General features: G+C 70.8%; 20 protein-coding genes. 15 read left to right on the top strand and 5 right to left on the bottom strand.

Annotation, left to right across the window (positions count from 1 at the left end; all coding sequences use genetic code 11):
- Positions 1-366 precede the first annotated feature (366 nt).
- The 8 genes from rpsB to K8W59_RS20220 all read left to right on the top strand — a co-directional run bounded on the left by rpsB (position 367) and on the right by K8W59_RS20220 (position 7,423).
- Positions 367-1,518 carry a 30S ribosomal protein S2, sunset domain variant gene (rpsB, locus tag K8W59_RS13380; RefSeq protein WP_317846271.1) on the top strand — a complete coding sequence of 384 codons (1,152 nt, stop codon included), beginning with the start codon at positions 367-369 and terminating at the stop codon, positions 1,516-1,518.
- A 50-nt stretch (positions 1,519-1,568) separates the two neighbouring features.
- The gene (tsf, locus tag K8W59_RS13370; RefSeq protein ID WP_223394655.1) at positions 1,569-2,381 is read left to right on the top strand and encodes a translation elongation factor Ts; all 813 of its coding nucleotides are present in this window, start codon (positions 1,569-1,571) and stop codon (positions 2,379-2,381) included.
- Between the two features lie 108 nt (positions 2,382-2,489).
- Entirely contained in the window at positions 2,490-3,206 is a 717-nt protein-coding gene (gene pyrH, locus K8W59_RS13365; RefSeq protein ID WP_223394653.1) for a UMP kinase, read from the top strand.
- A 44-nt stretch (positions 3,207-3,250) separates the two neighbouring features.
- Positions 3,251-3,805 (top strand): ribosome recycling factor, encoded by a 555-nt coding sequence (gene frr / locus K8W59_RS13360; protein WP_223399800.1) that lies wholly within the window; start codon positions 3,251-3,253, stop codon positions 3,803-3,805.
- Between the two features lie 2 nt (positions 3,806-3,807).
- The gene (locus K8W59_RS13355; protein WP_317846270.1) at positions 3,808-4,680 is read left to right on the top strand and encodes a phosphatidate cytidylyltransferase; all 873 of its coding nucleotides are present in this window, start codon (positions 3,808-3,810) and stop codon (positions 4,678-4,680) included.
- 12 nt (positions 4,681-4,692) lie between these two features.
- Positions 4,693-5,067: a hypothetical protein gene (locus K8W59_RS13350; protein WP_223394651.1), complete on the top strand. Its 375-nt coding sequence runs from the start codon at positions 4,693-4,695 to the stop codon at positions 5,065-5,067.
- Positions 5,064-6,185, top strand: a complete 1,122-nt coding sequence (gene rlmN, locus K8W59_RS13345) for a 23S rRNA (adenine(2503)-C(2))-methyltransferase RlmN (RefSeq protein WP_223394649.1) — start codon at positions 5,064-5,066, stop codon at positions 6,183-6,185. Before K8W59_RS13350 ends, rlmN begins: the two co-directional genes overlap by 4 nt.
- 107 nt (positions 6,186-6,292) lie before the next feature.
- The gene (locus tag K8W59_RS20220; protein WP_263283243.1) at positions 6,293-7,423 is read left to right on the top strand and encodes a glycosyltransferase family 4 protein; all 1,131 of its coding nucleotides are present in this window, start codon (positions 6,293-6,295) and stop codon (positions 7,421-7,423) included.
- Here the strand turns inward: K8W59_RS20220 and K8W59_RS13330 are convergent.
- Positions 7,392-7,856 (bottom strand): Lrp/AsnC family transcriptional regulator, encoded by a 465-nt coding sequence (locus K8W59_RS13330; RefSeq protein ID WP_223394647.1) that lies wholly within the window; start codon positions 7,854-7,856, stop codon positions 7,392-7,394. The genes K8W59_RS20220 and K8W59_RS13330 overlap by 32 nt on opposite strands.
- Before the next feature lie 132 nt (positions 7,857-7,988).
- Here K8W59_RS13330 and K8W59_RS13325 point away from each other — a divergent pair, with 132 nt between their 5' ends.
- From K8W59_RS13325 to K8W59_RS13305, 5 genes are read left to right on the top strand one after another with little or no spacing between them, the layout of a single operon-like run.
- Complete coding sequence (locus K8W59_RS13325; protein WP_223394645.1) at positions 7,989-9,158, top strand: polyamine ABC transporter substrate-binding protein; 1,170 nt, start codon at positions 7,989-7,991, stop codon at positions 9,156-9,158.
- Positions 9,142-10,305 (top strand): ABC transporter ATP-binding protein, encoded by a 1,164-nt coding sequence (locus K8W59_RS13320; RefSeq protein ID WP_223394643.1) that lies wholly within the window; start codon positions 9,142-9,144, stop codon positions 10,303-10,305. Before K8W59_RS13325 ends, K8W59_RS13320 begins: the two co-directional genes overlap by 17 nt.
- Positions 10,306-10,309: 4 nt before the next feature.
- On the top strand, positions 10,310-11,170 hold the full coding sequence (locus K8W59_RS13315) for an ABC transporter permease (protein ID WP_223394641.1): 861 nt from the start codon (positions 10,310-10,312) through the stop codon (positions 11,168-11,170).
- Positions 11,167-11,988 (top strand): ABC transporter permease, encoded by an 822-nt coding sequence (locus K8W59_RS13310; protein WP_223394639.1) that lies wholly within the window; start codon positions 11,167-11,169, stop codon positions 11,986-11,988. Before K8W59_RS13315 ends, K8W59_RS13310 begins: the two co-directional genes overlap by 4 nt.
- On the top strand, positions 11,978-13,384 hold the full coding sequence (locus K8W59_RS13305; protein ID WP_223394637.1) for an NAD(P)/FAD-dependent oxidoreductase: 1,407 nt from the start codon (positions 11,978-11,980) through the stop codon (positions 13,382-13,384). Before K8W59_RS13310 ends, K8W59_RS13305 begins: the two co-directional genes overlap by 11 nt.
- 83 nt (positions 13,385-13,467) lie before the next feature.
- Here K8W59_RS13305 and K8W59_RS13300 read toward each other — a convergent pair whose 3' ends face one another.
- Positions 13,468-14,856, bottom strand: a complete 1,389-nt coding sequence (locus K8W59_RS13300; RefSeq protein ID WP_223394635.1) for an aspartate aminotransferase family protein — start codon at positions 14,854-14,856, stop codon at positions 13,468-13,470.
- Positions 14,857-14,982: 126 nt separating this feature from the next.
- Here K8W59_RS13300 and K8W59_RS13295 point away from each other — a divergent pair, with 126 nt between their 5' ends.
- The gene (locus tag K8W59_RS13295; RefSeq protein WP_223394633.1) at positions 14,983-16,416 is read left to right on the top strand and encodes a gamma-aminobutyraldehyde dehydrogenase; all 1,434 of its coding nucleotides are present in this window, start codon (positions 14,983-14,985) and stop codon (positions 16,414-16,416) included.
- Positions 16,417-16,426: 10 nt separating this feature from the next.
- Here the strand turns inward: K8W59_RS13295 and K8W59_RS13290 are convergent, their stop codons facing one another.
- On the bottom strand, positions 16,427-17,542 hold the full coding sequence (locus tag K8W59_RS13290) for an LOG family protein (RefSeq protein ID WP_223394631.1): 1,116 nt from the start codon (positions 17,540-17,542) through the stop codon (positions 16,427-16,429).
- Positions 17,543-17,552: 10 nt separating this feature from the next.
- Complete coding sequence (locus K8W59_RS13285) at positions 17,553-18,434, bottom strand: serine protein kinase RIO (protein WP_223394629.1); 882 nt, start codon at positions 18,432-18,434, stop codon at positions 17,553-17,555.
- A 225-nt stretch (positions 18,435-18,659) separates the two neighbouring features.
- Between K8W59_RS13285 and K8W59_RS13280 the strand changes: the two genes are divergently transcribed.
- Complete coding sequence (locus tag K8W59_RS13280; protein ID WP_223394627.1) at positions 18,660-20,549, top strand: propionyl-CoA synthetase; 1,890 nt, start codon at positions 18,660-18,662, stop codon at positions 20,547-20,549.
- A gap of 2 nt (positions 20,550-20,551) precedes the next feature.
- Here K8W59_RS13280 and K8W59_RS13275 read toward each other — a convergent pair whose 3' ends face one another.
- Positions 20,552-21,802, bottom strand: coding sequence for an AAA family ATPase (locus K8W59_RS13275; protein ID WP_223394625.1), 1,251 nt, complete (start codon positions 21,800-21,802; stop codon positions 20,552-20,554).
- Positions 21,803-21,830: the final 28 nt, after the last annotated feature.

Genomic DNA, 21,830 nt, shown 5'->3' with positions numbered 1-21,830 from the left:
CCGGTCGAGGCGGGCCTGTGGAGAACCGGTGCCGGGAGGGGGCCTGTGGACGCGAGGTGGCCCGGAAGCGGGCGCCAGCGATTGGGCCCGGCACCGGCCGTGGACTAGCATGGTGCAAGCAGCTCCTTCGGGAGCTGACTTCGCACGTCCGCAGACCGCGACGGGCCGCCTCCTGCGGCTCGGCCGCCCGCGGGCGGGCCTCCTCGGTCCCGGTGACACCGGGTCGGAGCCCCGCGCGGACGTCAGGGCGCCGGGCACCCGCCCGGGGCAGCAACTGAAAACCAACGAGAGAGCACGGCGACCGGCTCGTCCTGGGTCAAGGGCGGGCAGAGCGGCACGCGGGCTCCCACACAGGAGAAGATCATCATGGCAGTCGTCACCATGCGCCAGCTGCTCGAGAGCGGCGTGCACTTCGGACACCAGACCCGTCGGTGGAACCCGAAGATGAAGCGCTTCATCATGACCGAGCGCAACGGCATCTACATCATCGACCTGCAGCAGTCGCTGGCCTACATCGACCGCTCCTACGCCTTCATCAAGGAGACCGTCGCCAAGGGCGGCACCGTGATGTTCGTGGGCACCAAGAAGCAGGCCCAGGAGGCGATCGCCGAGCAGGCGACCCGCGTCGGGATGCCCTTCGTCAACCAGCGCTGGCTGGGCGGCATGCTCACCAACTTCTCGACCGTGCACCAGCGGATCAACCGGCTCAAGGAGCTCGACGAGCTGGACTTCGACGACGTGGCCGGCTCCGGTCGCACCAAGAAGGAGCTGCTCCAGCTCAAGCGCGAGCGCGACAAGCTGGACAAGACCCTGGGCGGCATCCGCGAGATGTCCCGCACCCCGGCGGCGGTCTGGGTGGTGGACACCAAGAAGGAGCACCTGGCCGTCGAGGAGGCCCGCAAGCTGCGGATCCCGATCATCGGCATCCTGGACACCAACTGCGACCCGGACGAGGTCGACTTCCCGATCCCGGGCAACGACGACGCCATCCGCGCCGTCGGTCTGCTGACCCGTGTGGTCGCCGACGCCGTCGCCGAGGGCCTCATCGCCCGCTCCGGCGGCAAGTCCGAGGGCGACCAGGCCGCGGCCGACGAGCCGCTGGCCGAGTGGGAGCGCGAGCTGCTCGAGGGCGAGGTCGCCTCCGACGAGGCCAAGGCCGACGAGTTGGTCGCGGAGTCCGCCGAGGTCAAGACCGAGGAGAAGGCCGCCGAGGGAGACGCTACCGGCGCCGCTGCCGAGGCCGAGACCGCTGTGGCTGCCGAGGAGGCCGTCGCGGACGACACCGCCACCGAGGTGAAGGCGTTCGCCGCCACCGACGGTGGCTTCGGCCCCGACTCCGCCCCGGCGAACGAGGACGGCTCCGCGCCGGAGGGCTTCGAGATCAAGGGCAACAAGGACTCGATGAAGTTCCACGCCCCCTCCAGCCCGTGGTACGACCGGACCAAGGCCGAGGTGTGGTTCCGCACCGCCGAGGCGGCCGAGAAGGCCGGCTTCGCCAACGCCGAGCAGAAGGCCTGACCCACCACCCCATCCCTTCGAGTTCTCAAGAGAGAAGGACTGAACTCCCCATGGCGAACTTCACCGCCGCCGACGTCAAGAAGCTCCGGGAGCTGACCGGGGCCGGCATGATGGACTGCAAGAAGGCCCTCGACGAGGCCGACGGCGACTTCGACAAGGCCGTCGAGGTGCTGCGGGTCAAGGGCGCCGCCAAGGCCGCCAAGCGGGGCGCCGAGCGCGAGGCCACCTCCGGGCTGGTCGTCCACTCCGGCGGCGCGCTGGTCGAGCTGCGCAGCGAGACCGACTTCGTCGCCAAGAACGACGACTTCATCAAGGCCGCGCAGCAGATCGCCGAGGCCGCCGACCAGGCCAAGGCCACCGACGCCGAGGCGCTCAAGGCCGCCCCGCTGGGCGACAAGACCGTGGGCGAGGTCGTGGAGAACCTGGCGATCACCATCGGTGAGAAGATCGAGCTGGGCCAGGTGGCCTACTTCGACGGCGACACGGTGGCCTACCTGCACCGCCGGGCCGCCGACCTGCCGGCCGCCATCGGCGTGCTGGTGGAGTACGCCGGCGAGCGGGCCGGTGCCGAGGGTGCCGCCAAGCAGATCGCCGCCATGCGGCCGACGTACCTCTCCCGCGACGAGGTCCCCGCCGACGTCGTGGAGAAGGAGCGCTCCATCGCCGAGGCCACCTCGCGCGAGGAGGGCAAGCCCGAGCAGGCGATCGCCAAGATCACCGAGGGCCGGGTGAACGCCTTCTTCAAGGAGGTCGCGCTGCTGGACCAGCCGTCGGTGACCGAGAACAAGAAGTCGGTCAAGCAGGTCCTCGACGAGAACGGCACCACCGTGCAGCGGTTCGTCCGCTTCGAGGTCGGCGCCTGAGACCAGTAAGGTCGAGCAGAACCTGAGACCAGGAGGAGGCCGGGCCATGGATCACTTCACGATCCGCGGCCCGGCCTTCGTCCATCACGACGCGGCAAGGGAGATTCGGTGACCGGATACCAGCGAGTCCTGCTCAAGCTCTCCGGCGAGGTGTTCGGAGGCGGGCGCCTCGGCGTGGACCCCGACGTGGTCTCCCAGGTGGCCGCGGAGATCGCCTCGGTCGTGCGCGAGGGCGTGCAGGTCGCTGTGGTGGTCGGCGGCGGCAACTTCTTCCGCGGCGCGGAGATGCAGCAGCGGGGGATGGACCGCGCGCGAGCCGACTACATGGGCATGCTCGGCACGGTGATGAACTGCCTGGCCCTCCAGGACTTCCTGGAGAAGGAGGGCATCGACACCCGGGTCCAGACCGCGATCGCGATGGGCCAGGTCGCCGAGCCCTACGTGCCCCGCCGGGCGATGCGGCACATGGAGAAGGGCCGCGTGGTGATCTTCGGCGCCGGCGCCGGGATGCCGTACTTCTCCACCGACACCGTCGCCGCGCAGCGCGCGCTGGAGACCCGCTGCGAGGTCGTCCTCATGGCCAAGCAGGGCGTGGACGGCCTCTACAGCGCCGACCCGAAGAAGGACCCGGACGCGTTCAAGTACGACACGATCAGCTTCGGCGAGGTCCTGCAGCAGCGGCTCAAGGTGGCCGACGCCACCGCGTTCGCGCTGTGCATGGAGAACGACATGCCGCTGATCGTCTTCGGCGCCGAGCAGCAGGGCGCCATCCTCCGGATCGCCCGGGGTGAGAAGATGGGCACGCTGGTCAGCGCCACCGGCTGAGGCCGCGGCACCGCCACGACGACGAGAGAGCAGGGAGCACCGTGATCAACGACATCCTCAAGGACGCCGACACCCGGATGGACAAGTCGGTCGACGCCACCCGGGAGGAGTTCGCGGTGATCCGCGCGGGCCGGGCGCAGCCGAGCATGTTCAACAAGATCGTCGTCGACTACTACGGCACCGAGACGCCGCTGCAGCAGCTGGCCTCCTTCACCGCGCAGGACGCGCGGGTGATCCTGATCCAGCCCTACGACCAGGGCGCGATGGCGAACATCGAGAAGGCGATCCGCGACTCCGACCTGGGCGTCAACCCGGCCAACGACGGCAAGGTGCTGCGCTGCGTCTTCCCCGACCTGACCGAGGAGCGCCGCAAGGAGTTCATCAAGGTCGCCCGCAGCAAGGCCGAGGAGGGCCGGGTCTCGGTCCGCAACATCCGGCGGACCGCCAAGCAGGCCCTGGAGAAGCTGGAGAAGGACGGCGAGGTCGGCAAGGACGACGTGACCGGCGCCGAGAAGCGGCTGGACAGCACCACGAAGTCCCACACGGACCGGATCGACGAGCTGCTCAAGGCCAAGGAAGCAGAGCTCCTCGAGGTCTGATCGTGACCTCTGCCTCCGCCCCGCCGCAGCGGGACCACGGCCGGGCCGGACGCAATCTGCCGGCCGCGGTCGCCTCCGCGGTGGTCCTGCTGGTCGCCGTCGCCCTCTCCCTGCTGTTCTGGAAGACGGCGTTCATGGGCATCATCGTCCTGGCCCTCGTCGTGGCGGTCTGGGAGCTGCGCCAGGGCCTGCTCAAGGGCGGCATCGACCTGCCCGAGCAGCCGCTGATGATCGGCGGCACCGTGATGGTGGTCACCGCCTACTTCTGGGGTGCCCCGGTGCTGGTGACCGCGACCGCGGTGACGGCGCTGGTGATCATGCTGTGGCTGCTGCGCCGTGGTGTCGAGGGCTACGTCCGCAACGCCACCGCGTCGGTGTTCACCCTCATCTACGTGCCCTTCCTGGGGTCCTTCGTCGCGCTCATGCTGGCCGAGGGCGGTGCGACCCCGGGCATCGGCTTCCGGATCGACGACGGGGTCAAGGGCATCGCCACCTTCATCCTGGTCACGATCGCCTCCGACATCGGCGGGTACGTCGCCGGGGTGCTGTTCGGGAAGCACCCGATGGCCCCGGTCATCTCGCCCAAGAAGTCCTGGGAGGGCTTCGCCGGCTCCGCGGTCTTCTGCGTCGCCGCGGGCGTGGCGCTGGTCGTGTGGCTGCTGGATGGCGACTGGTGGGTCGGCGTCGCGCTGGGCCTGGTCGCGGTCGTGATGGCCACGCTGGGCGACCTGTGCGAGTCGGTGATGAAGCGCGACCTGGGGATCAAGGACATGTCGCAGGTGATCCCGGGGCACGGCGGGCTGATGGACCGGCTGGACTCGCTGCTCGCCACGATCGCCCCGGTATGGCTGCTCCTGCATTACCTGGTCTTCTGACACCATGGGGGAATGAGCGAGCAGCCGGCGATCCGGGAGCGGGAGGAGGCATCCCCTCCGCCGTACCGTCATCACGGGCGGGACTGGTGGCACCGCGATCACCCGACCTTCACCGCGATCAGCGCGTTCTTCACCGGGCTGGCCTATGTCGCGCTCGTGCCGGCCGCCTTCGCCGCACTCATCACCTGGGTGTTCGGGGAGCGTACGGCGCACGAGGCGTTCCTGTTCGTGCTCGTGCTCCTCGCGCTGCCGCTGTTCCTGCTGGTCACGCCGCGGACCCAGCGGTTCGGCAAGTACATGCTGCTGGGGATGCTGGTCACCGCGATCGTCGTGGTCGGCGTCGGTTGGGTGACCTGGTTGATGGTGCTGGAGAATGGGAGGCCATGACCGGTCAGCCCCTTCCCCTGGTGTTCGACGAGCCGCGCGGCCGCCGCAAGCCGCCGCGGCACCTGGCCGACCTCGCGCTGGACGAGCGGGTGCGGCTGCTGGCCGACAACGGGCTTCCCGGCTTCCGCGCCAAGCAGCTCTCCGCGCACTACTTCACCCGCCTGGCCGACGACCCGGAGCAGATGACCGACCTTCCGGCCGGTCAGCGCGACCAGCTGGTCTCGACCCTGCTGCCGGAGCTGATGACGCCGCTGTCGGTCTCCGAGGCCGACCGGGGGACGACCCGCAAGACGCTGTGGCGGCTCTTCGACGGGGCGCTGGTCGAGTCGGTGCTGATGCGCTACCCCGACCGGGTCACGATGTGCGTCTCCTCCCAGGCCGGCTGCGGCATGGCCTGCCCGTTCTGCGCCACCGGCCAGGGCGGCCTGCAGCGCAACATGTCGACGGCCGAGATCGTCGAGCAGGTGCTCGCCGGCGCCCGCGCACTGGAGCGCGGCGAGGTGCCCGGCGGTCTGGGCCGGGTGAACAACGTGGTCTTCATGGGGATGGGCGAGCCGCTGGCCAACTACCGCGCCGTCGTGGGCGCCGTACGTCGCCTCACCGAGCCCGGCCCCTCGGGCTACGGCATGTCCGCCCGCGGCGTCACCGTCTCCACGGTCGGCCTGGTGCCGCGGATCAACCAGCTGGCCGAGGAGGGCGTGCCGGTCACGCTCGCCCTGTCGCTGCACGCGCCCGACGACGAGCTGCGCAACGACCTGGTGCCCATCAACACCCGCTGGAGCGTGGACGAGGCCGTGGACGCTGCGTGGAACTACGCCCGCGCCACCAAGCGCCGCGTCTCCATCGAGTACGCCATGATGCGCGACATCAACGACCAGGCCTGGCGGGCCGACCTGCTCGCCGACGTGCTCAACGCCCGGGGCGATTGGGGCTGGGTGCACGTGAACCTGATCCCGCTCAACGAGGTGCCCGGCTCCCGGTTCACTCGCTCCCGCGACGAGGACACCGAGGAGTTCGTCCGCCGGCTGGAGGCCAAGGGCGTCCCCACCACGGTGCGCGACACCCGCGGCAGCGAGATCGACGCCGCCTGCGGGCAGCTGGCCGCCTCCGAGCGGTGAGGTTCCTTCGGCGGACATTCACCTGACGGCCACCCTGACCGGGGCCGCTCGTTGTCCCGCGATCCCTAGCGTCCGCTGTGTCGGACCTTCCACTGAAGGGATGCGCGATGAGCCTGCGAGTGCTTGTGGTCGCCGAGTCGTTCCTGCCCCAGGTCAACGGGGTCACCAACTCGGTGCGCCGGGTGCTGGAGCACCTGGCCGCCGAGGGACATCGGGCCGAGCTGGTGGCACCCACCGGCCCGGACAGCTACGCGGGGTTCCCCGTGACCCGGGCCCGCGGAGCGAGCCTGCCGTTCTACCACGACTTCCGGCTGGGCCTGGAGACGCGCCGTCGGCTGCGCGCGGTGATGGAGCGCTTCCAGCCCGACGTCGTGCACCTGGCCAGCCCCGCCACCCTGGGCTACCAGGCAGCGCGGACCGCCCAGGGGCTGGGGATCCCCACGGTGGCGATCTACCAGACCGACCTGGTCGGGTTCGCCGATCGCTACCAGATCCCCGGTGGGGCGCCGGCGATGGTGCGCCTCACCCGCCGCGTCCACGACGGCGTGACCACCACGCTCGCGCCGTCGCGCGCCAGCGTCACCCAGCTGCGGGCACTGGGCGTGCGCAACGTCGCCCTGTGGCCGCGCGGCGTGGACCAGGAGCTCTTCGACCCCTCGAAGGCCAACGACCGGCTGCGCGAGACGCTCGCGCCCGAGGGCGAGCTGCTGGTGGGGTACGTCGGCCGGCTGGCGCCGGAGAAGGAGCTGCACCTGCTCCGGCACGTGCACGACCTGACCGGCGTGCGCCTGGTGATCGTGGGGGGCGGTCCCGAGGAGCCGCGGCTGCGCAAGCACCTGCCGCGAGCCCGGTTCCTGGGCGTCCTGCACGGCGAGCAGCTCGCAGCGGCGTACGCCTCCCTGGACGTCTTCGCCCACACCGGGCGGCACGAGACCTTCTGCCAGTCAGCGCAGGAGGCGCTGGCCTCGGGCGTCCCGGTCGTGGCGCCGGCCAGCGGGGGACCGCTGGACCTGGTCGAGCCCGAGCGCAACGGGCTGCTCTACCCCGCGGGGGACGGGCATGCGCTGGCGGCCGCGGTCGACCGGCTGCGACGTGAGCCGCTGCGCCGTACCGCCCTGGCTCAGCACGCCCGCCCCAGCGTCGCCGAGCGCTCGTGGCAGGCGGTGAACGGGGCGCTGGTGGCGCACTACGAGCATGCCGCGGGCCTCAGCGCACGCCCCACGAGTAGGTCTGCTTGACCAGGCGCAGGTACATGAACGTCTCGGTGGACTCCACCCCGTCGATGCTGCGGATCCGGCTCTCCAGGAGCTCCAGCAGGTCGTCCTCGTTCTCCACGACCGCCTCGACGAGCAGGTCGTACTTGCCCGTGGTGATGACCACGTAGTCGACCTCGTCCAGCGCGGCCAGCTGGTCGGCCACGGTCTGCAGCGCACCGCGCACGGTGACGCCGATCATCGCCTGGCGGTCGAAGCCCAGCTGCATCGGGTCGGTGACCGCGACGACCTGCATCACGCCCGCGTCCACCAGCCGCTGCACCCGCTGGCGCACAGCCGCCTCCGAGAGCCCGACGACCTTCCCGATCGCGGCGTAGGAGCGCCGGCCGTCTTGTTGCAGCTGCTCGATGATGCCCTTGGAGACGTCGTCGAGCGCGACCGGAGACCTCTTGCCCATGGCCGGAATCGTGTCACAGAATCGGGAGAGAGTCGCGGATCCGTCGCCGGAAGCGAGAAATTCAACGAATTCCTTGCCCCATGCCTGGGTGCATGGCAGGATCCGAACACCTTTCGCCGGGAGGGAGCAAGGATGGCGAGCCTGACACGCCGCAACGTGCTACGCGGCGCCGGAGCCGTCGGCTTCGCCGGCGCCAGCCTGGCGTCGCTGCGGCTGCCGTTCTTCGACGTGCCCGGGGCCCAGCAGGACCCGGCCCGCTGCCGGGCCCGCGACGTCTCGGACCGGGACGCGCGGCTGGTCGTGAGCAACTGGCCAGCCTACATCGACCCGCGCAAGCAGCGGGACTCCACGTTCCAGGTCTTTCAGCGGCAGACGGGGATCTCGGTGGACTACACCGACGACGTGAACGACAACCAGGAGTTCTACGCCAAGGTGAAGAACCAGCTGGCCACCTGCCAGTCGGTGAACCGCGACATCATGGTGCTCACCGACTGGATGGCCGCGCGGATGATCGACCTGGGCTGGATCCAGCCGTTGGACACCGGGGCGCTGCCGAACGTCCGGGAGAACCTGATCGACTCGCTGCGCGCGCCCGCGTGGGATCCCCAGGACCGCTTCCACGTGCCGTGGCAGAGCGGCCTGACCGGCATCGCCTACAACTCCAAGGTCACCGGCGAGGTCTCCAGCTTCGCCGAGCTGCTCGAGCGGCCCGACCTCAAGGGCAAGGTCACGCTGCTGACCGAGATGCGCGACACCATGGCGTTCATGCTCAAGGTCGTCGACGCCGATCCCGAGGACTTCACCGACGACCAGTGGCAGACGGCGCTGGAGCGGCTGCGCAAGGCGGTCTCCGACGGCCAGGTGCGCGCGTTCAACGGCAACGACTACCTCAACGACCTGGCGTCGGGGAACACCGCGGCCTGTGAGGCGTGGTCGGGCGACACGATCGTCACCCAGCTGGAGAACCCCGACATCAAGTGGGTCTTCCCCGACGAGGGGGTCTCCCTGTGGTCGGACAACATGATCGTGCCGAACCTCGCCACCCACCAGGCCAACGCCGAGAAGTGGATGAACTACTACTACGACCCCGAGGTCGCGGCGAAGCTGGCGGCCTGGAACTACTACATCTGTCCGGTCAAGGGCGCCCGCGAGGTGATGCAGGACCTCGACCCCACCGCCGCCGAGAGCCCGCTGATCTTCCCCGACGACGAGCTGCTGAGCACCTCCTTCGGGTTCATGGCCCTCGACGACCGGCAGACCACCGCCTACGAAAGGGACTGGTCCGATGTCCAGAGCGGTTGAGGAGACCCATGACGCGACGGCCGAGGCCACGGGAGCGGGCCTGGGGCTGCGCGAGCTGACCAAGGAGTTCGGCGGCTTCATCGCCGTACGCTCCCTGGACCTCGACGTGCCCTCCGGCTCGTTCTTCGCCCTGCTCGGCCCCTCGGGCTGCGGCAAGACCACCACGCTGCGGATGGTCGCGGGGCTGGAGACGCCGACTTCGGGCACGATCACCCTCGGTGGGGAGGACATCACCTGGGCCAAGCCCTACCGGCGCCCGGTCAACACGGTCTTCCAGAACTACGCGCTCTTCCCCCACCTGGACATCTTCGAGAACGTCGCCTTCGGGCTGCGTCGCCGCAAGGCCGCCGACGTCGACGCCGCGGTCGAGTCGATGTTGGAGCTGGTGGAGCTGGAGAGCCAGGCCCGCAAGAAGCCCGCCCAGCTCTCCGGCGGCCAGCAGCAGCGGGTGGCGCTGGCGCGAGCGCTCATCAACCGGCCCCAGGTGCTGCTGCTCGACGAGCCGCTGGGGGCGCTGGACCTCAAGCTGCGCCGGCAGATGCAGATCGAGCTGAAGCGGATCCAGACCGAGGTGGGGCTCACCTTCATCCACGTCACCCACGACCAGGAGGAGGCCATGACGATGGCCGACACCGTCGCGGTGATGAATGCCGGCGTGATCGAGCAGATGGGCGCCCCGGCCGAGCTCTACGAGAACCCCCGCACCACGTTCGTCGCCAACTTCCTGGGCCAGTCCAACCTGATCGAGGGCACCGTGCGATCGCGCTCCGGCGACACCGTGACGGTGGACATGCACGGCATCGACGTCTCCATCCCCGCGTCCCGCTCGCACACGGACGGCGACCGCGGGTGGATCGGCATCCGGCCGGAGAAGGTGCTGATCGGCGACGAGGGCGAGGCGCTGGACGCGCCCGGCAACACCGTCCCCGGTGGGGTGGTCACCGACGTCTCGTTCGTGGGCGTCTCCACGCAGTACCTCGTCCGCATGCCATGGGGCCAGGAGCTGCAGGTCTTCGAGCAGAACACCGGCCGGCGGCGGATCTTCGCGGTCGGGGACCGGGTGGAGCTCTCCTGGCGCCCGGAGTACGCCTTCCTGCTCGACAGCTCCCAGGACTCCCGCGCCGGCTCCCAGCTCGAGGGCGCCTGAGCCGATGGCCGAGACGACCCGACGGCGCGCGCGCACCGGATACCTGCTGCTGATCCCGGCGGCGGTCTGGCTGCTGGTGTTCTTCGTCGTCCCCTTCTACTCGCTGGTGGCGGCCAGCCTCTACGACCCCGCGGGCTCGGACTTCCGCGGCTACCAGATGACCTACCACTGGCAGAACTACGTGGACGCGGTCGCCGACTACTGGCAGCCACTGCTGCGGTCGCTGGCGTACGGCGCCATCGCCACCGTCCTGTGCCTGCTCCTCGGCTACGTGCTCGCCTACGCGATCGCCTTCAAGGCCGGCCGGTGGAAGAACCTGCTGCTCGTGCTGGTGATCGCGCCCTTCTTCACCAGCTTCCTGGTGCGCACCCTGTCCTGGAAGCTGCTGCTGGCCGACGACGGCTGGATCGTCCAGGCACTGCAGACCCTCCAGATCCTCGGCACGGACGGCCGGCTGCTCTACACCCCGGTCGCGGTGATCGCCGGCCTGACCTACAACTTCCTGCCGTTCATGGTGCTGCCGCTGTTCGCCAGCCTGGACAAGATCGACTACCGGCTGATCGAGGCCTCCCGCGACCTCTACGCCAACCCTGTGGTGGGGTTCTTCAAGGTCACCTGGCCGCTGTCCCTGCCCGGGGTGGTCTCCGGGTCGCTGCTGACCTTCATCCCCGCGGTCGGCGACTACATCAACGCCGAGCTGCTGGGCAGCACCAACACCCGGATGATCGGCTCGGTCATCCAGAGCCTGTTCACCGACGCCAACGACTACCCGGCGGCCAGTGCCCTGTCGGTGCTGCTGATGGTGCTGATCGTGGGCATGGTGATGGTCTACGTCCGCCGGGCGGGGACGGAGGAGCTGCTGTGAGCGCGTCGCGTGGCGGGACGTCCTGGCTGCGGGAGCACGTCGTGCTCCTCCTCGGCCTGGGGGTGCTGCTCTACACCTTCCTGCCGATCTTCGTGGTCGTGCTGATGAGCTTCAACAAGCTCCCCAGCGAGCAGACGAAGATCTACGAGTTCAACGCGTTCACCCTCGACAACTGGCTCAACCCCTGTGCCGACCCCTCGATGTGCCAGGCCGTCGTGCGGAGCCTGGAGATCGGCGGCCTGTCCACCCTCATCGCCACCGTCCTCGGCACGCTGATGGCCTTCGCGCTGGTGCGACACCGCTTCGCGGGGCGATCGGCGACCAACCTGCTGATCTTCCTGCCGATGGCCTCCCCGGAGATCGTCATGGGCTCCTCGCTGCTGGCGCTGTTCGTGGCCGCCGGCTTCGCCGGGCAGCTGGGCTTCTGGACCATCCTGATCGCGCACGTCACCTTCTGCCTGTCCTTCGTGGTCGTCACGGTGCGCGCGCGGCTGGCGGGCATGGACGACAACCTGGAGCAGGCGGCGATGGACCTCTACGCCACGCCGGCCCAGACCTTCTGGCGGGTCACCTTCCCGCTGGTGTTCCCGGGCATCCTGGGCGCGGCGCTGCTGGCGTTCTCCCTGTCCTTCGACGACTTCATCATCACCAACCTCAACGCCGGCAACACCACCACGTTCCCGATGTACGTCTGGGGCGTCGCGCGCCGGACGGTGCCGATGCAGATCAACGTGGTGGGCACGGTGATGCTGGTGATCTCGGTGGCGATCGTGCTGATGGGGGAGCTGCGCGCCCGCAGCCGCCGCCGTGCTGTCTGAGCGTGCCGCCCGGGCCGCTCTCGCGGGCGCCCGCCCGAAGACGCTGTGGCTCGACGATCCCTCCGCGCCCGAGCCCGAGCCGCCCCTGACCGGTGAGGCCGAGGCCGACCTGGTCGTCGTCGGGGGTGGGTACGCCGGCCTGTGGGCGGCGCTGCGGTCCCTGGACCGCTACCCCGGTGAGTCGGTGCTCCTCGTGGACGCCGGTCGCTGCGGCGACCAGGCCAGCGGCCGCAACGGCGGCTTCGCCTCCGCCAGCCTCACCCACGGCCGCGCCAACGGCCTGGCCCGCTGGCCCGAGGAGCTCGACCTGCTCGACCGCCTCGGGGCGGCGAACCTGGCGGCGATGGAGGCCGACGTACGCCGTCATCGGATCGACTGCGGCTGGGAGGACACCGGGGAGCTGACCGTGGCGACGCGGCCGCACGAGGCGGAGGCGCTGGCCGACGTGCACGCCGACCTCACGGCCGCGGGCGAGCCCGTGGAGCTGCTGGACGCCGCGGCGACCCGGGCGCGGGTGGACTCGCCCACCTACCTGGCCGGTCTGTTCTCAGCGACCGGCACCGCGATGGTGGAGCCGGCGCGCCTGGCGTGGGGACTGCGCGCGGCCTGCCTGCGCGGCGGCGTCCGGATCCACGAGCACACCCCTGCACTGGACCTGGAGCGCTCCGGTGACCGGGTCGAGGTGCGCACGGAGCAGGGGCGGATACGAGCACGCCGGGTGGTGCTCGCGACGAACGCGTTCCCGCCGCTGCTGCGCCGGCTGCGGCTGGCCACCGTCCCGGTCTACGACCACGTGCTGGCCACCGAGCCGCTCAGCTCGGAGCAGCGCGCGGCGGTCGGGTGGGCCGGCCGGGAGGGGGTCTCCGACGCGGGGAACCTCTTCCACTACTACCGCCTCACCCACGACGACCGGATCGTGTGGGGCGGCTACGACGCCGTCTACCACTACGCCTCCCGGATCGACCCGGTGCTGGAGCAGCACGGCGGCACCCACCTGCGGTTGGCGGAGCACTTCCTGGAGACCTTCCCGCAGCTGGAGGGGATCGCCTTCAGCCACCGCTGGGGCGGGGTGATCGACACCAGCACCCGGTTCACCGCCTTCCACGGCACCGGGCTGGCCGGCCGGGTCGCCTGGTCGCTCGGCTTCACCGGGCTGGGCGTCGCCGCCACCCGGTTCGCCGCCGACGTGGTGCTGGACCTGCTGCACGGGGAGGACACCGAGCGCACCCGCCTGCGGATGGTGCGCGAGCGGCCGCTGCCGTTCCCACCCGAGCCGCTGCGCGCGGCCGGGATCAACCTGACCCGGCGCGAGCTCGAGCGCTCCGACCGCAACGGCGGGCGCCGCTCCCTGTGGCTGCGTGCCCTGGACCGCGCGGGCCTGGGCTTCGACTCGTGAGGGTACGGCGCCCCCGGGGACCGTGAAGCCCCTGAGCCATCAGATGACTCAGGGGCTTCACAGTTCCCCCCAGGGCGACGAGGTCAGAGCATCTGCCCGGCCTTCTCCAGCACGACCCGCATGATCTGCTCGATCTCGTCGAAGTGGGACTGGTCGCAGATCAGCGGCGGCGCCAGCTGGACGACCGGGTCGCCGCGGTCGTCGGCGCGGCAGTAGAGGCCCTCGGCGTAGAGCTGCTTGGACACGAAGCCGTAGAGGATCCGCTCGCACTCCTCGTCGGTGAAGCTCTCCTTGGTCGCCTTGTCCTTCACCAGCTCGATGCCGTAGAAGTAGCCCTCGCCGCGGACGTCGCCGACGATCGGCAGGTCGGTGAGCCGCTCGAGGGTGGCGCGGAACGCGTCCTCGTTGCTCCGGACGTTCTCCAGGACCTTCTCGTCCTCGAAGATCTGCAGGTTGCGCAGGGCGACGGCGGTCGAGACCGGGTGGCCGCCGAAGGTGTAGCCGTGGGCGAACATGGCGCCGGGCTCCAAGAACGGCTCCATCAACCGGTCCGAGGCGATCATCGCGCCGAGCGGGGCGTAGCCGGAGGTGATGCCCTTGGCGCAGGTGATCATGTCGGGCTCGTAGTCGAAGCGCTCGGCGCCGAACATGGTGCCCAGCCGCCCGAAGGCGCAGATGACCTCGTCGGAGACCAGGAGCACGTCGTACTCGTCGCAGATCTCCCGCACCCGCTGCCAGTAGCCCGGGGGCGGCGGGAAGCAGCCGCCGGCGTTCTGCACCGGCTCGAGGAAGACCGCGGCGACGGTGTCCGGCCCCTCGTTCTCGATCGCGACGGCGATCTGGTCGGCCGCCCACCGGCCGAAGGCCTCGGGGTCGTCGGCGTGCACCGGGGCGCGGTACATGTTCGTGTTCGGCGCGCGGAAGGTCGAGGGGACCAGCGGCTCGAACTGCTGCTTGAGCAGCGGCAGGCCGGTGATCGACAGCGCGCCCTGGGTGGTGCCGTGGTAGGCGATGGCCCGGCTGATCACCTTGTGCTTCATCGGCTTGCCGGTGAGCTTGAAGTAGTTCTTCGCCAGCTTCCACGCGGTCTCCACGGCCTCGCCGCCGCCGCTGGTGAAGAAGACCCGGTTCAGGCTGCCGGGGGCGTGGGACGCGACCTTCTCGGCGAGCTCGATGGCGGGCGGGTGGGCGTAGGACCACAGCGGCATGAACGCCAGCTCACGCGCCTGCTGCGCGGCCGCCTCGGCCAGCTCCTCGCGACCGTGGCCCAGCTGGCTGACGAACAGCCCGGCCAGCCCGTCGAGGTAGCGCTTGCCCTGGGCGTCGTAGAGGTAGGCGCCCTCCCCGCGCACGATGACCGGGATGTCGGCGTCGGCGAAGCCCGAGTGCCGGGCGAAGTGCATCCACAGGTGGTCCTTGCCGGCCTGCTGGAGGTGGTCGTAGTCGTCGGTGGGGGTCTGCTGGTCGGCCATGGTGACCATCGTGCCCATGAATCGAGGTGAACGCAAGCGAATCCGTCGTGGATTGTGGCCGCGACCTACCGATTTCGTGGTCCCATCGCTAGGGTGAGCGCTCCGATCCCCGCTGAGAGGAGAGTCATGGCGGACCAGACCTTCCGCAACGTCGTCGACGGCGAGCAGGTGGGCAGCGCGTCGGGGGAGACCTACGACGTGCTGGACCCGACGACGGGGGAGGTGTACGCCACCGCCCCGAGGTCGGGGCTGGAGGACGTGGACCGGGCCTACCGCGCCGCGGCCCGCGCCTTCGAGTCCTGGGGACGGACCACAGCGGCCGAGCGGGCGACCGCGCTGCTGCGGATCGCCGACGCCGTGGAGTCGCGGATCGAGGAGATCAACGAGGTCGAGTGCCGCGACACCGGCAAGCCGCGCGGGCTGACCATGGAGGAGGAGATGCCCTACGCCTCGGACCACTTCCGGTTCTTCGCCGGCGCGGCCCGGGTGCTGGAGGGGCGCTCGGCGGGGGAGTACCTCGCCGACCACACCTCCTATGTACGCCGCGAGCCGGTCGGGGTCGTGGGCCAGGTGACGCCCTGGAACTACCCGCTGCTGATGATGATCTGGAAGGTCGCGCCGGCGCTGGCCGCCGGCAACACGGTCGTGCTCAAGCCGAGCGACACCACGCCGGCCAGCACCACCCTGTTCGCCGAGCTGGCGCAGGAGTTCCTGCCGCCGGGCGTCTTCAACGTCGTCTGCGGCGACCGGGACACCGGGCGCAGCCTGGTCGAGCACCCGACGCCGCAGATGGTGGCGATCACCGGTTCGGTGCGCGCCGGCATGGAGGTGGCGGGCTCGGCCGCCCGCGACCTCAAGCGGGTGCACCTCGAGCTCGGCGGGAAGGCCCCGGTGGTCGTCTTCGAGGACGCCGACCTGGCAGCCGCCGCCGAGGGCATCGCCGGGGCGGGCCTCTTCAACGCCGGCCAGGACTGCACCGCCGCCACTCGGATCCTGGTCGCCGACGCGGTGCACGACGACTTCGTCGCCGCGCTCGCCGAGGCCGCTCAGGGGATGCCGACCGGCGACCCGCTCGCGGAGGGCACCTACTACGGTCCGCTCAACAACAGCACCCAGCTCGGTCACGTCAGCGGCATGGTGGACCGGCTGCCCGACCACGCCCGGGTCGAGACCGGCGGCACCCGGCACGGCGAGCGCGGCTACTTCTACGAGCCCACGGTGGTCTCCGGGCTGCGGCAGGACGACGAGCAGATACAGACCGAGATCTTCGGTCCGGTGATGACGGTGCAGCGGTTCTCCGACGAGGCCGAGGCGCTGCGCTGGGCCAACGGCGTCGACTACGGCCTGGCGTCCTCGGTGTGGACGACCGACCACGCGCGCGCCATGCGGATGACCCGCGGCCTGGACTTCGGCTGCGTCTGGGTGAACACCCACATCCCGTTCATCTCCGAGATGCCGCACGGCGGCTTCAAGCACTCCGGCTACGGCAAGGACCTGTCGATGTACGGCCTGGAGGACTACACCCGGATCAAGCACGTCATGCACTACATCGGGGCGTGAGGCGCGGCGGCTAGGACTCCCTGACCGGCTGCCCCGGCTGCGTGAGCACGACCCGTGCCGCCTCGTCGGCGGTGTCGACGAGGTGGACGTGCGGCTCCATCGCGCGCCCGCGGGCCAGCGCCTGCAACAGCGGCCAGGCCGGCAGGTCGCGGGTCCAGTAGTCCTCCCCGACCAGCACCATCGGCGCGACCGCCGCCGGGTCGGCGTAGTAGTTCTCGCACGCGTCCTGGAAGATCTCCTGCACCGTCCCGGCGGCGCCGGGCAGGAAGACGATCCCGCCGTTGCAGATCTCCAGCAGGATCGCCTCACGGGCGGCGTTGGCGAAGTACTTCGCGATGCTGGAGGCGAACGGGTTCGGCGGCTCGTGGCCGTAGTACCAGGTCGGGATGCCCAGGGACTCGGTGCCCTCGGGCCAGCGCCGCCGGACGTCGAAGGCCGCGCTCGCCCAGTCCCCGACCGAGGGCTTGAAGGACGGGGCGGCGGCGAGCGCGGCCAGCGCCTCGTCCATCACCTCGGGCGGGGCGCCGGCCAGCCAGGCGCCGAGGTTGGCCGCCTCCATCGCTCCGGGCCCGCCGCCGGTCGCGACGGTCACCGCACCCCCGAGGTCGCGACCGAGCCGGGCCGCCTGCGCATACTCCTCCGACCCGCGCTGGGCGGCATGCCCGCCCATCACCCCGACGATCCGCCGGCCCTTCACCCAGTCCGCGAGCGCCTGGTCGACCGCGTGGTCGTGCAGGGCCTGGGCCAGCGCCCCGTCGGGCGTCTCGGGCTGCTGCGACCAGGCGTAGGCGCGCGCGTCCAGGGAGTCGTCGTACCCGCTCCCGTCGAGGGTGTCGTAGAGCTCCTCGGGGGTGTAGAGCGTGGACCGGTAGGTGTCGACCGGGGTCTCGGGCACCTCGGGGAAGACGATGCCGCCGCGCTGCCGCACCGAGGACTCCATGCCGTCGTCGAAGGTGCAGCCGAGGAACAGCGCCCCGGCGACGTCGACGGTGGCGAGCAGGGCGAAGCCGCGCAGGTCGACCGACTGCAGGTGCCAGCCGGCCAGCGAGGTGGCGCCGCGTGCGACGCGCACCTCCAGCTCGGCCCGGGTCTCGATCTCGACGACGCGTCCGCGGCTCTGTCTCATGCCCGGAACCCTAGAACGCGTGCGCCAGCAGGTCGGCGTACACCTCCTGCTCGTCCACCTCCAGCCCGCGCGCCTGGAACCACCGGCACACGTTCGTGACGTCGCGCAGCAGGAAGTCCGCCCCCTGGGGGTTGGCGACCAGGTCGATGACCTGCGGCAGGTCGATCACCACCAGCCGCTCGCCGGTGGCCAGGATGTTGTACGGCGACAGGTCGCCGTGGACCATCCCCTGCTGGGCGAGCGTGGCGAGCACGTCGACCGCCTGGTCGAAGTAGTCGCGCAGCAGTGCCGGCTCCGGGCGGGTCTGCGCCAGCCGCGGGGCGGACTCGCCGTCGGCGTCGGTGATCCACTCCATGAGGATCTCCGTGCCGTCGATCTGGACGGGATAGGGGACAGGCAGCCCGGCGTCGTGGCAGCGCACGAGCGCCTGCCACTCCGCCCACGCCCACTGGCCGGCGGCGACCGCGCGACCGTGCGCGGTCTTCTTGCGCATCGCCCGGGCGTCGCGCGACTTCCGCACCCGCCGGCCCTCGGTGTAGGCCGCCGAGCGGTGGAAGGCCCGCTCGTCCTCGCCGCGGTAGCGCTTGGCGGCCATCACCACCCCGGTGCCGGGCGAGCCGTCGTTGGCGGGGTCGTCGGGCGGCAGGGCGCGCTCGAGCAGGAAGACGTCGGCCTCCTTGCCGGTCTTCAAGATGCCCAGGTCGGTGTCGATGGCGGCCTGGGAGGTCACCAGCCAGTCCGGCCGCGGCTCGGGGCCGCGGCACAGCGGCTCGACGGAGAGCCAGGTGGACCAGCGCTGGTCGCCGTCCTCGGGCTCGTCGTAGGCGTGCCAGTCGAAGACGAAACGGGAGTCGATCGGGTCAGGTGAGGAGAGGTCCTCGAAGGTGTTCAACGGTGCTCCGATGGGTCGAGAGAAGGGCGTGGTCACAGGGCACGCCGATGACAGCGATGGACATGTCACGACTCCTCTCGACGTCCGCGCGGCCGGGTGCCGCGGCGGGGCAGGGCACAGCCTGCCCCGTCCGCTCCCGACCGCTCAACCGGTTTTCGGCACCGTTCGTCGCGCACGACCGTTCGGGTGTGGACGGCGGGAGCGACCCCCGGCCAGAGTGGCCCTATGGGTGCCTACCAGGAGACGTACGACCGGTCGATCGAGGACCCCGAGGGGTTCTGGCGCGAGCAGGCGGAGCTGGTGGACTGGTTCCGCAAGCCGCAGCGGATCCTGGACGACGAGCGGCCGCCGTTCTACCGCTGGTACCCCGACGCCACCCTCAACACCTGCTACAACGCACTCGACCGGCACGTGGCCAAGGGCGCGGCCGAGCGGGCGGCGCTGATCTACGACTCCGCGGTCACCGACACCCGGCGCACCTACACCTACGCCGAGCTGCTGGAGGAGGTCGCCGCCTTCGGCGGGGTGCTGCGGGCCCTCGGGGTCGAGCAGGGCGACCGGGTGGTGATCTACCTGCCGATGATCCCCGAGGCGATCATCGCGATGCTCGCCTGCGCCCGGATCGGCGCGGTGCACTCGGTCGTCTTCGGCGGCTTCGCCCCGCACGAGCTCGCCGTCCGGATCGACGACGCGCAGCCGAAGGTGCTGGTCACCGCCAGCGGCGGCATCGAGCCCTCGCGGACCGTGGAGTACAAGCCGTACGTCGACCGCGCGCTCGAGCTCGCCGAGCACGAGGTGGGCGCCGTGGTGCTCAAGCAGCGACCGCAGGTCGAGGCCACCATGATCGAGGGCCGCGACATCGACTGGGACGTGGCGATGAAGGCCGGGCGCACCGACCCCGCCGAGTGCGTCGAGGTCGCCGCGACCGACCCGCTCTACGTGCTCTACACCTCCGGCACCACCGGCAAGCCCAAGGGCATCGTCCGCGACAACGGCGGGCACGCGGTCGCGATGGCCTGGTCGCTGCCCAACATCTACGCCTGCGGCGAGGGCGACGTGTGGTGGGCCGCCTCCGACGTCGGCTGGGTCGTCGGGCACTCCTACATCGTCTACAGCCCGTTGATCTGCGGCGCGACCACCGTGCTCTACGAGGGCAAGCCGGTCGGCACTCCGGACGCCGGCGCGTTCTGGCGGGTGATCTCCGAGCACCGGGTGAAGTCGCTGTTCACCGCGCCCACCGCGATCCGGGCGATCAAGAAGGACGACCCGGAGGCCGCGCTGCTGGCCGAGCACGACATCTCCTCGATGGAGACGCTCTTCCTCGCCGGCGAGCGGCTGGATCCCGATACCTGGGAGTGGGCGACCCGGACCCTGGACGTGCCGGTGATCGACAACTGGTGGCAGACCGAGACCGGGTGGCCGATCGCGGCGAACCTGCGCGGGCTGGAGCCGATGCCGATCAAGCCGGGCTCGCCGACCGTGCCGGTCCCCGGGTACGACGTACAGATCCTCGACGAGCGGGGCGAGCAGGTCGGCGCGGACACCGAGGGCGCGATCTGCATCCGGCTGCCGCTGCCGCCGGGGTGCCTGCCGGGGCTGTGGAACGACGAGGACCGCTTCGTCTCCTCCTACCTCTCCGCGTTCGACGGCTACTACCTCTCCGGCGACGGCGGGTACGTCGACTCCGACGGCTACCTGTACGTCATGGGCCGCACCGACGACGTGATCAACGTCGCCGGCCACCGCCTCTCCACCGGCTCGATGGAGGCGGTGATCGCCCAGCACCCCTCGGTCGCCGAGTGTGCCGTGATCGGGGTCGCCGACTCGATGAAGGGCCAGATGCCGCGCGGCTTCGTGGTGCTCAAGTCCGGGGTGGAGGCCGACGCCGACGACCTGAGGGCCGAGCTGGTGCGGATGGTCCGCGACGAGGTCGGTGCGGTCGCGTCGTTCAAGGAGGTCGAGATCGTCGGCGGGCTGCCCAAGACCCGCTCGGGCAAGATCCTGCGCAAGACGATGCGCGAGATCGCCGACGGCAAGGACGCGGTCGTGCCCTCCACGATCGAGGACGAAGCCGTGCTCGACGACCTGCGGCCGGTGCTCCGCAAGGAGGAGTGAGGTCAGCGGCGGCTCTTGCGCAGCCACTTCGCGAGGTCGTCGTACTCCCCGCTCGCGTTGGCGTAGAGCGCCACGTTGCGCGCGGTCTCCATCCACGGGCCGATCGAGGGGCGGACCTCGGCGAGGGCTGCGTCGAAGTCGGCCATGGTGATCATCCGGGCCCGGCCGGTGCCGACGGAGTCCATCAGCGCGTTCTCCGAGGCGGACTCGGCCAGGTGGGCCAGGTCCGCGCCGGAGAAGCCGTCGGTGGCCTTGGCCAGCTTGCGGGTGTCGATCCGCTCGACCGGGCGGTCGCGCAGGTGGGTGCGCAGGATCGCCTCGCGCGCCTCGGTGTCCGGCGGGAGGACGAGCAGCATCCGGTCCAGCCGGCCGGGGCGGCGCAGCGCGGGGTCGACGTCCCACGGGTGGTTGGTGGCGGCCAGCACGTAGACGCCCTCGTTCTCCGACCCGACGCCGTCGAGCTCGGTGAGCAGCTGGTTGACCGTGGTGCGGGTGCCGGAGTTGCGGCTCAGCGACCGCTTCTGGCCGATCGCGTCGAGCTCGTCGAGGAACAGCACACACGGGGCCGAGCTGCGCGCGGTCTCGAAGAGCTCGTGCACGTTGCGCTCGCTCTGGCCGATGTACATGTCCAGGATGTCGGCCAGCGACACGTGGATGAACGACGCGCCCAGCTCGCCCGCGACCGCCTTGGCCAGGAAGGTCTTGCCGCACCCCGGCGGGCCGTAGAGCAGCAGGCCGCCGCGCAGGGATTTGCCGTAGAGCCGCCGCAGCTCGGGGTTGCGCAGGGGCGCGAGGAAGCTCGCCTCCAGGCGCTTCTTGACGTCCTTCAGCCCGCCGACGTCGGCCAGCCGCACCCCGGCCCGCTCGGCGTCGTACGCCGGGGGAGGGGGCGCGCCCCCGCCGTCGGTGTCGCCGTCCACGAACATCGGCGGCACCGACCCGCCCAGCTCGGACTCCGCCGCTCCCCAGTCGAACACCCCCGAGTCGGCGCTTGTTGACGCCGAGTCGTCGTCAATTGACGCCGACTCACCGTCAACTGGCGCCGACTCGGCGTGGGAGGTCATCGCGCGGGCCATCAGGTCCCGGGCGTTCTCGTTGTCCGGCTCCCGGGCCAGCACCGTGGCGGCGTGCGGGATGGCCTCGGCGCCCCGGCCCGCGCCGACCAGCAGCTCGGCCAGGTGGAGCCGCAACGGCAGGTCCTCCGGTGAGGCCGCGACCGCGGCACTCAGGCTCTCGATCAGGCGCTCGTCCACGCCGCCAGCCTAGTTCGGTGCCGAGCCT

Source organism: Nocardioides rotundus (assembly GCF_019931675.1).
Taxonomy (GTDB): Bacteria; Actinomycetota; Actinomycetes; order Propionibacteriales; family Nocardioidaceae; genus Nocardioides; species Nocardioides rotundus.
This window is presented reverse-complemented; position numbering and strand designations above follow the sequence as displayed.

Coding starts and splice junctions, on each gene's coding strand:
- rpsB (WP_317846271.1), top strand. CDS start 367: ATGGCAGTCGTCACCATGCGCCAGCTGCTCGAGAGCGGCGTGCACTTC.
- tsf (WP_223394655.1), top strand. CDS start 1,569: ATGGCGAACTTCACCGCCGCCGACGTCAAGAAGCTCCGGGAGCTGACC.
- K8W59_RS13350 (WP_223394651.1), top strand. CDS start 4,693: ATGAGCGAGCAGCCGGCGATCCGGGAGCGGGAGGAGGCATCCCCTCCG.
- rlmN (WP_223394649.1), top strand. CDS start 5,064: ATGACCGGTCAGCCCCTTCCCCTGGTGTTCGACGAGCCGCGCGGCCGC.
- K8W59_RS20220 (WP_263283243.1), top strand. CDS start 6,293: ATGAGCCTGCGAGTGCTTGTGGTCGCCGAGTCGTTCCTGCCCCAGGTC.
- K8W59_RS13330 (WP_223394647.1), bottom strand. CDS start 7,856: ATGGGCAAGAGGTCTCCGGTCGCGCTCGACGACGTCTCCAAGGGCATC.
- K8W59_RS13325 (WP_223394645.1), top strand. CDS start 7,989: ATGGCGAGCCTGACACGCCGCAACGTGCTACGCGGCGCCGGAGCCGTC.
- K8W59_RS13320 (WP_223394643.1), top strand. CDS start 9,142: ATGTCCAGAGCGGTTGAGGAGACCCATGACGCGACGGCCGAGGCCACG.
- K8W59_RS13315 (WP_223394641.1), top strand. CDS start 10,310: ATGGCCGAGACGACCCGACGGCGCGCGCGCACCGGATACCTGCTGCTG.
- K8W59_RS13300 (WP_223394635.1), bottom strand. CDS start 14,856: ATGGCCGACCAGCAGACCCCCACCGACGACTACGACCACCTCCAGCAG.
- K8W59_RS13295 (WP_223394633.1), top strand. CDS start 14,983: ATGGCGGACCAGACCTTCCGCAACGTCGTCGACGGCGAGCAGGTGGGC.
- K8W59_RS13290 (WP_223394631.1), bottom strand. CDS start 17,542: ATGAGACAGAGCCGCGGACGCGTCGTCGAGATCGAGACCCGGGCCGAG.
- K8W59_RS13280 (WP_223394627.1), top strand. CDS start 18,660: ATGGGTGCCTACCAGGAGACGTACGACCGGTCGATCGAGGACCCCGAG.